Annotated in this window: 6 protein-coding genes and 1 pseudogene; 4 read left to right on the top strand and 3 right to left on the bottom strand. The window is 60.7% G+C overall.

All coding sequences use genetic code 11. The features are described from left to right. From J7I89_RS23940 to J7I89_RS23955, 4 genes and pseudogenes are all read left to right on the top strand, one after another. A pseudogene (locus J7I89_RS23940) lies at positions 1 to 190 on the top strand (IS3 family transposase); the annotation flags it as partial. Between the two features lie 21 nt (positions 191 to 211). Beyond that, complete coding sequence (locus J7I89_RS23945) at positions 212 to 1,516, top strand: hypothetical protein (RefSeq protein ID WP_214975701.1); 1,305 nt, start codon at positions 212 to 214, stop codon at positions 1,514 to 1,516. Positions 1,517 to 2,929: 1,413 nt separating this feature from the next. After that, positions 2,930 to 5,059 carry a hypothetical protein gene (locus J7I89_RS23950; protein WP_214975704.1) on the top strand — a complete coding sequence of 710 codons (2,130 nt, stop codon included), beginning with the start codon at positions 2,930 to 2,932 and terminating at the stop codon, positions 5,057 to 5,059. A 1,902-nt stretch (positions 5,060 to 6,961) separates the two neighbouring features. Further along, positions 6,962 to 7,480 (top strand): hypothetical protein, encoded by a 519-nt coding sequence (locus J7I89_RS23955; RefSeq protein ID WP_214975706.1) that lies wholly within the window; start codon positions 6,962 to 6,964, stop codon positions 7,478 to 7,480. An 871-nt stretch (positions 7,481 to 8,351) separates the two neighbouring features. Here the strand turns inward: J7I89_RS23955 and J7I89_RS23960 are convergent. From J7I89_RS23960 to J7I89_RS25700, 3 genes are read right to left on the bottom strand one after another with little or no spacing between them, the layout of a single operon-like run. Next, positions 8,352 to 8,627, bottom strand: a complete 276-nt coding sequence (locus J7I89_RS23960) for a WhiB family transcriptional regulator (protein WP_214975708.1) — start codon at positions 8,625 to 8,627, stop codon at positions 8,352 to 8,354. Further along, on the bottom strand, positions 8,620 to 8,937 hold the full coding sequence (locus tag J7I89_RS23965) for a hypothetical protein (RefSeq protein ID WP_214975710.1): 318 nt from the start codon (positions 8,935 to 8,937) through the stop codon (positions 8,620 to 8,622). The genes J7I89_RS23960 and J7I89_RS23965 overlap by 8 nt, the downstream gene beginning before the upstream one ends. Beyond that, a complete protein-coding gene (locus tag J7I89_RS25700; protein ID WP_285290276.1) occupies positions 8,930 to 9,058 on the bottom strand; it encodes a hypothetical protein in 129 nt (42 codons plus the stop codon). Before J7I89_RS25700 ends, J7I89_RS23965 begins: the two co-directional genes overlap by 8 nt. Between the last annotated feature and the right edge of the window lie 66 nt (positions 9,059 to 9,124).

Genomic DNA, 9,124 nt, shown 5'->3' on the forward strand with positions numbered 1-9,124 from the left:
CCAACCCCCCGCAAACGTCCACTACGGCCACGCCGCCGGCGTCGCCAAAGAACGCTCGGCAACCCTCGCTGCAGCCCGCGCGAAACACCCCGAACGCTTCAACAAAACCACCGACCCGAAAATCCTCGCGCTCCCCGGACCAGCGTGGATCAACCAACCCAAGGAAATCACCGAACAGTTAGCCGCCTAACTCCCTTTGGTACCGTTCAGCTTGAAAAATTCCGAACGCGATTTTGATCGCGATCTTTCAACTCCTTCTTCAGGAAGTGGCTGCGGGCCGGGTTGGGACGCATTGTTGCAGATGCTAAGGGATATGAGGGATGGCAGCGATGACGGTGACGACGCTATTTACGTTGCACTTGTCCCCAATCAAGCCAACAGTGCATATTTAGGCTGCGGCGGCGGCGGCCCCTACGCTGCCGCATTGTCTGGTCTCGGCACAACCTTTGCCCAGGAGGTAGGGCACGCGCTTGGTCGCATGCACGCACCCTCAGGCGGAGCCGTGAATACCGACCCGACTTATCCAGACTATCTGGGCTCTCCGGACGGAGGCATCGGGGAGTTCGGCTTTAACACTTCCACTTCTGACGTCCACGACCCAGCTACTACCTATGACTTTATGGGGGGTGACCGTCCCAGATGGGTTTCCCCCTACACTTTTATAAATCTCAAAGAGGCCATGGTCGAACAATTCAGGGCGATCAATATTTCGCTTGTAGCCGCCCCTTTGCCTCATGAGACTCTTCATCTTCGGTTCCGTATCCACCGTGGAGGACAAGTTGAGTTACGTCCCAGCTTTCATTTGAGGACGACACGGAGGCTGGACCGGCGACGGATGTCCGGCGTTGCGTGCGAACTCTTGGATGAGGCCGGCAACGTCTTGGCATTCCACCGCTGCCATGTGCTCTCCCTGGACCAAGATCCAGATGGCCCATTTGTAGATTACTCAGAGTCAATGCCTTGGCTGGATGGGGCGACGTCAATTCGCTTCATTGCACGCCACCAGATTCTCCACACTCACAACATTGAGTCGGGCCCACCCGTACTGGACGCCAACCGCAGCGAGCTCTCTTATGGAAGAGAACCTATAGAACTAGCCTGGAACGCCCACCGCCACGATGAGCAAGAAACCACCTCGGGGCTGACATACATGCTCAGACACAGCGTTGACAATGGCAAGACATGGCGAGTCGTTGCAGCGGGACTGACCAAGCCGTCCTATACGCTCAATCCCCGTGATCTGCGCGGCGGGGAGAATTGCTGCCTACAAATCTCAGCTTCCTCGGGCATACGAACCACCTCCATTCAAGGGCATTCGTTTACCGCCCCTCAGTCTCCCCGCAAGGCGTACATTCTCTCGCCTGATCAGGAAAGCACGTTTCGATCAGGCTCACCTGTGTTGCTTCGTGGCGGCGCCGTTTGTGCCGATTTCGGCCTTGCGGAGATGGGAGATACCGTGTGGACCTCCAGCCGCGACGGCCGGCTCGGACGGGGGTTCCAATTGGTGACGCAATAGCTAACAGTTGGAACCCACGTTGTCTCGATGGAGACTCCGGACGGGCTTGGAGGCAGCGCCGTAGAATCTGTGAGGATACAAGTCCTCAATCCCTGAACATTGGCGAGTCACTCGTGGAACAGGTGACCGGTTGAAATCGCCCTTCTGGCGGGGTTCGGCGACCTGGATATGGCCCTGGCGATTGCCAAGTCGGACCACAGCCTCCTGCGCTTCTACCTGCTCCCCGGGAAGCCCGGATGAGTAATCGAAACCGATGTGGGTGCCGGCCGCGTCGGTCAGGTCCTGCATTCGGCCATGCGGTCGTAGTCCATAGGCATCGCCTGAATGAAGTGGAGGTTCCATGACCTCGGCGCTGATCGCTCCATGGGTCTGAACGTAAGGGTGGGACCTCCCGGCCGTGATGCAACGCCGGAGAGGGCGTGAGAACAGACGACGTCCAGGACGTCCCGGTGCTTGACCTTCAGCCACTGCCGCTGGCCGCCTTCATAAGACTGGGCTGCGCCCTTGATCTTCCCTGTCAAGTTCAGCGTGTTGAAGCCACCTGAGTGTGACAGCCACCTACGGACTTTCCTCGCCTGCCTCGGCTTCTTGCGGGAGGGTCACGCAAATCGGCGACCTCACTGTCTGTATGGGATTGGATCGGGGGGATGGCTGGACAGTGCAGCGGTGGGGGACAGTCTTAGGGGACGTTCTTGGTTGAGTGGGTGCGGGGAAATGTTTCGCTTCATTTCATGGCTTGGCGGATGCCCCCTGCCGTTCGATTCCCGAGGCGCGCCGGCACCGGTCTCATGGCGCTTCCCTTGGCACTGCGGCGTGACTGATAGCCAAAGGGAAGAGTTGGGTAAATTCGAGACGTCCGTCTATGACGCAGGGTTGTGAACGGATGACCCTGCCACCGAGTGGGAGCTTCGGGTTTCCAAACTAGCCCGAGGTAGTCCTTCATTTGTTTCATACCGTGCATCGTCTGGCAGCAAGGCTCGGAACGGCCGGAGTCGAACACGGGAATGCTTCAGCGAGTAGCTGGGGAGCGAAGACGAGTACTGAACACGGGAATGCTGATTAAGCGAGTAGCTGGGGGAGCGAAGACGAGTAGTGAACACTCTGGCCCCATGTCCTATGCGTACGTAGGCTCCGATCCATCACGTCTGTGGTCGACAGACAAAGGTTGTGCGGTCCGGTGTTTGGCCCGCCATGTGAGGGGAAGCGACTATGTCTGTTGTGAGCCGTGTTCGGTCCGCCACATCTAAGATGAGCGGCTTCCATATTTTGTCGAGGCGCGAGCAGGGGACGCCAGCCGGGTGGCCCCTTCGTGCGGGGAAGGGCTCGCGCGCCATGATGTGGCGTCACGGCAGGTCGACCCTGGCGGCGCTAGTTACCGCAGCGTTGACGGCGTCCCTGCTGCTCGGAGCATCCGTGGCGCAGGCTGCTGATGAGGCACAGAACTACCATGCCAGCTCACTTCCGACGCTCCCCGGCTACAACAACACTCAGGCGTATGCAGTCAACGCATCGGGGCAGATTGTAGGCGTCTCGGGCGGATTCACTGCCCTCATGTGGGGAAGCACAAGCGCCGACCCGCCAACGCCGCTCCAGACCGGGAGCTTTAGCGGTGCTATTGCTCGCGGCATCAATGCATCCGGCCAGATTGTAGGCAATGGATTCACTGACGCCGGCGGCTCGCCCGCTATTTTCTGGTCAAATTCTCTGGCTGCCCCGACGCCTCTTTCGCGCGGAGTGTTTGACGATGTCGAAGCCCAAGACATAAACAGCACCGGCCAAATCGTTGGTTGGGGCCTTTCCGAGGCCGGAGATGTCGCCGTGATCTGGCAGAGCCCGACCGCTGCCCCGTCGCCGCTACCCAGCGGGGTCTTTTCGTTCATCGAGGCTCGAGGTATCAACGATGCCGGCCAGATTGTCGGCACGGGGCATTCTGAGAGCACGGGGTCTGTTGCACTGTACTGGGCGAGCCCAACGGCAGATCCGGTTCAGCTTGTATCCGACGGATTCATTTCCGCGAATGCGGAGGGCATAAACGACTCCGGCCAAATTGTTGGCAGCGTATCCACGGGTTTTGGCGGCGACGGCGGTGCTTTTTTCTGGGCAAGCCCAACCGCAACACCAACGGCACTAGCTGATCCCACCCACAATCAACCGTTTGGCATCAGCGACTCCGGCCTGATCGTTGGTCATAACACCAATCACGGCCGTGCCGCGTACTGGCCGAGCCCCAGTGGTACGCCCGCCGAGCTGCCGGTCGGCTTCGAAAGCACGAACGCCCGTGGCATCAATGATTCCGGCCAGATCGTCGGGGAGGGCTTCAAACAGAGTACGACCATCGCTCTCTTCTGGCCTAATGCTAGGACCGTGCCCACCCCGCTACCGGCCGGAGGGTTCGCTGCTATTCCCTTGGATATTAACAATGCCGGGCAGATTGTCGGGAAAGGATTCTCGTCGGCCACAGGTCCCGTCGCACTCATTTGGGCGAGCCCGACCAGCGCCCCAACACCGCTCCCTAAAGGAAGCTTCAGCGTGACAGAGGCAACGGCCATCAACGATTCAGGCCAGATCGTTGGCAGTGCCTCCACCGGCACAGACGGGGCTGCTGTCTTCTGGGCAAACCCTAGCGCGTCCCCGACCACCCTTGCGGAGGGCGGGTTCGGCCGGGTCAGGGCTCACGGTATCAACAATGCCGGCCAGATCGTCGGTCATATTGTATCTTCTGTAAGGTTTGTCGCCCTTTTATGGGAGACCCCGAGCGCGTCCCCGACCCCTCTCCCTGCAGGTAGCATGAGCGGCGGAGTGGAAGCGTATGGAATTAACGACCTAGGCCAGATCGTCGGCCGGGGCTCGTCGAGAAATTTCGGACTCGTCCCGGTGGTCTGGGCGAGCCCGACGGGCGTGCCGCTCGTGCTCCCATTGGGCTCCGGCACCATCGCGGTCGGCAACAACAACGCCGGCGTGATCGTTGGCCTCGGCGCCATTATATGGAGACCGACTCAGACGACCGCGGCCTTCCTTCACGCCCAGGGCACAAGCCTGCTCCTCAACGCGAATGCGCCCACGAACACGACGGCAAGATCCCGCGATTCGGACGCTGTCCAGTTTGCAAAAGGAAACCCTTGGAAAACAATCGGTACATGGTCACAGTCCGTAGGCAGTAGCAGCCGAATGCTTACCGGACTCGGCGACCTGCATGCCTGGCTCGGCCTTAAAGACAAAGGAGACAAAGGGGCACGGTTTGATCTGGGGGCGGAAGTTCTGAAGAACGGGGACGTCGTCTCTACTGGCGAGAGTTATTGTATCGACGGTCTCACGCTAAATCCCGCGGATGCGCTCGACACTCCAGTGGCATTCAACTTCTTCCCGACTAATGACATAATCTTCAACGCCAATGACACGCTCTCCTTGAGAATTTCCACAAGAATCGGAACGTTCGGAGATAACACCTTCTGCGGAGGGCACAAAGGTGCCGCGGGGTTGCGCCTCTACTTCGACGCCGCCAGTCGCCCCGCAGGCTTCGCGACCACAACTGCGGCACCATAAACTCTACGAGCGGGATCCTCGACACGGCCAGCAGCGGTCTTCTCCAACATCACGGTCATCAACAACATGACACCGCGCAGTTCATTTCCAGTCGCTTCCCGGCGCCGGGTTCGCTAACGTTGGGGCCCTGGCACGAGCCTGAAATTCCAAATAGCAATGAACGAACACGAACCGGAGAAACAGGTTCTCGAATCGGCCGCGGGCCGGGTGCCTGGGCGTTCAGGAACGGGCCGTGCCCAGCGGGGAGAGTTGGTCAGGAGCGCTGTGATGCGTCGCCGTCGATATCCAGCGGGGTCGGTGCTCGGCCCGTCCATACAGGTTGGTCGGATCCTGTCCCGCCGGCCAGAATGCACTGCTGGATCGCGAGCCGTCGTTGTTCGTCCCAGTGCCATAGCGCGGGATTCCACAAGAGCAGGAACGAGCCGCGCCGCTGCGAAAGAACCTCAAAGCCCATGTCTCTGAGACGGGGCACTGCGCCATGCAAACCGCCGCTAAACTCCGAGTTGAGCAAAGGCTCACCGGTCTGGAATAGATGGGCCACCCCCCCGCGATCGCCTTCGAATCGTAGTAACGACCGTCGTAGGCCAGGATATATTCATCCGCCGGGCCGAATTCGTATGTCCGGAGGAAAGCACTACGTCCAAGTTTGTCGTATTCCTCAAGCGCGCGAAGAACTGCCTGCGCGTCTGTTAGATCCTTCAGTGCCATGCGTGAATCCTTCCCGGAAGGAAGCGGAAATGGAAGCTTAGGGCCGATCTGCAAAGTTACCCGTCGGTCGTGGGGACGGGGCCTTTTCGGTCTCGAAGGCCCAGCGTTCGATTTCGTCGGCGCCCACAATCCGTCCGGGACGGGACAATTCTTTCGCCCACGCGCCAATCACGCCTAAGGCTGCCTCGTAGAGAAGCTACTCGGCGGTGCTCCGGAAGCTTCACGGGGTTGGTTATCACTAGACATCGGTTCCTGTTTGCCGTGGCTCGTCAGGCGGACAATCCGTAAGGGAGATGGGTTGGGAGCCCTGGGCTTGCAGTCCCTGCAGTGTTTCCCTCCGGGCTTGGGGCGGCAGCGCTTCCCGCAGGCCTCGCAGGTCCGGTAACCGTGCAGGTGGATGTACTGCGCAAGTCGCTGCGCGATGAATGGGACGACGACTAAAGTCGACTTGCGGCCTCGGCTTCATGGGTGGCCCGGTTGCCGCCCTAAGCCGAACGTCCAGCGCGACAGGCGGTTTGTTCTCGGGCGAGGAAACCGGCCACATATCGCCTCTGGTCCTCACATGGAACGGCCTGACAAGCGCTGTGTCAACGGGCGGGCGAGCCCATCCTTCGACCAGATCCGATCAGATTCATCCAGCTGGCACAAGGTAAAGGGCCATCTGCAGCTATTGATGACGGGCTTTGACAGCGCAAGGTGTTGACGGCCTTGCGCCGCAAACCGAACCTTGAGCGGAACGGGTTTTCATTCGCTCGCTTGGCATTGAGATCATAAGCGCCAAAGGACGCTTTACCGGTTGATGAGTATCCCCAATCCATGGCCTTGTGCGGGTGGGCATGCCTCAACTGTTGGAGGCTCTGATTACTGAAGCCCAATTGCAGTCTGAATTCCCAAGGGCGGTGCACCACACAGTAACTCCTTGGCGGGTACTCAGTTGAACCAGTTGACGTTAACAGGTAGGAAGAACAAATTAACGAGTAATCACCACTCGGGTGTCAGAGGCGTTGACGCCCTAGACTGCAGCCGTTGAGCCGATAAACGGCCAAGGAGAGTTATGGGGTGCAGGCACGGCACCGGTCAGGGTGTCTCCCGAGCCTCTCCCGACAGGTGGCTCGTTTCCGACGGGAGTAATTGCATCAGCAACACTGGTCCTGATCATCGTCATTCTCAATTGATTTAGAAAAGAGATGTTCCATGAAAAAGCTTGTAGCCATCCTCGCCGCCATCGGCACGGCATTCTGCATCGTGTTCTCGGCCGCCGCGGCCAATGCCGCCGTCGAAGGACCATGTAATGGCGAAGTCCTCACGTCCACGAACTTGCAATGGGGCACCTGTGGCGTGACTCGGCCGGCTCATGCGTCGGCAACCATCAGCAGCGACGGTTTGACCGTCACCCTGAAGAAGGTCAATTCGGGACAAGTTGCTTCATTCTGGTCTAACAGCGAGGTGATGGAAGAGGGTTCCACCTCGGTGTGCGTCACCGTTTCGGTGGATATAACCGGCCGGGCCAGCGGGGAGCATCTGCTCACCTTGTCAGCCTATGAGTCGGTGACGTCCCAGACATTCCCCCTTTCGAGCGGGCTGCATGAGTACTGCGTCAATTCTGGCCCGGACGTAACCAATGTCCAGTGGCAGCTGCTCACCTATGTCGGCGACAAGCCGTTCGGTCGGGCAGTGGTAACTGTGACGCTGATTGGTGTCACCATCACATAATTTCTCTGCTGCACCACCCAAGGGTCCGCGTTCCTGGAACGCGGACCCTGTAAGGACTTATCCATGGGACCAGGATGACGCCGAAGACGGCGGTTCAGGACGCCAGCTGCGAGGATTCCGACGACAACGACACCCACCAGGATGGCGGCAAGGTCGAACGCTGCCTGGCCCAATGGAGCTAAACTGGCTGACCTGATACTTCCTGTCTGGTGCCGCGACTTGTGGGAACAGCGCCTTCCGCAGCTGGCGCGGCAGAGCTAACAGGGAGCTGCAGCTATGACACGGACTCATCCGGTCGCACCGCCGCCGAACTGCTGTGGGGGTTCGTAAGCCGGTCCCGCCGGGCCTCGGGCGGCAACGCCTCCCGCAGCTATGGCAGGAACGATATCCGCCATAGTGGATTGGGCAGCAGATCCTGAGTCTGCCTGTAGCGGCCGGCTGTCTGAAACGTCGTCCGCAGACTACACAGGCAACGAACGGCCGGGTGACGCCTTATCGGTCGTCGCGACTGCAGCGTGCCCTTTTGGCGCAGCGCGGACTGCAGTAAATGGCGGCCGGGTCGGTACTGATCATCGTTCGGTCGCACTGTGCACAGTCGCGCAGATACTGCTTCTTCATACTCGGTTACCTTTCAATCGCTCAAAACGCTCGAGAGGGGCCAGGAGATCTGAAACTTTGTGTGGTGGGCTACCCGCGCCCTCGGCCAGGGTCTTCTGCGATGGTGACGCCTCACCCCTCCCGGAGGGGTGCCTTGGCCCGGGATTCGCCGTCGGGTGGCGCTGTGGTCGCTGGGGCGTCGGGCCGCCAAGGGTGGTGTGGTTGTGGCGTGGCGGCGCCCGGGTGGCCCAGGGGCGCACTGGGCGTGCCGGTGTCATGCTGCGGCCTCGCGTCGGAGGCGACGCCGTTCGGCGGGGACGAGGCCGCCCCAGACTCCGGTCTTCTCTCCGGATGCGAGGGCGTAGGCGCGACAGACCGTCAGGAGGGTGCAGGCGCGGCAGAGCTGGGCTGCGCGTTGCTGGGGGTCCTCTGAGGTCCATTCGGTGCTGCCGCATTGGCAGGGCAGTGTTGCGTGGGCGGTGGCGTTCATGAGGTTCGTGAATTCTGCGAGGGTGGTTGCGGGGTCCGTGCGTCTGCGGGTGTCACCCATGGCCGTCCTCCGCTTCCATCCTGTTGCTGGCCTCGGCGGCGAGCCGTTCCTGCTGGGCCCGTTGCTGTGCGGCGTAGTAGTTGGCGAGGACCCCGGTGAGGACGTTCGCCGTGTCGGCGCCGTCGGGCAGCCGCTGCCATGCGGCGGGGAGGACGTCGCGGACAGCGTCCCGGGCGGCGTGGGCGAGGGCGCAGGCGCTGACCTGCGGCGCGGGCCCGGGCGGTTTCAACGGGGACTTCGGTGGCGGTCGCAGGGGCGGCTGGTCGCCGTGGTCCGTGAAGTGGTCGAGGTAGTCGAAAAGGTCAGTCACGGCGGCCGCCCATGGGGTTCTTCTCGCCTCGGGCTTTGAAACCGAGGCGTTCGAGGATCTGTGTGGAGACCTCCGTCAGGAATTCCTCGCCTACGTCGCCGAGCGTGTTGTCCTGCTGCATGAGCCCCAGCGTCTGGTCGATGGCGAGAAGGTTGGCTGTGCGGAGCTCTTAGCCTTGATCCACCGA

The sequence above is a fragment of the Arthrobacter sp. ISL-5 genome (assembly GCF_018613835.1).
Lineage (GTDB): Bacteria > Actinomycetota > Actinomycetes > Actinomycetales > Micrococcaceae > Arthrobacter.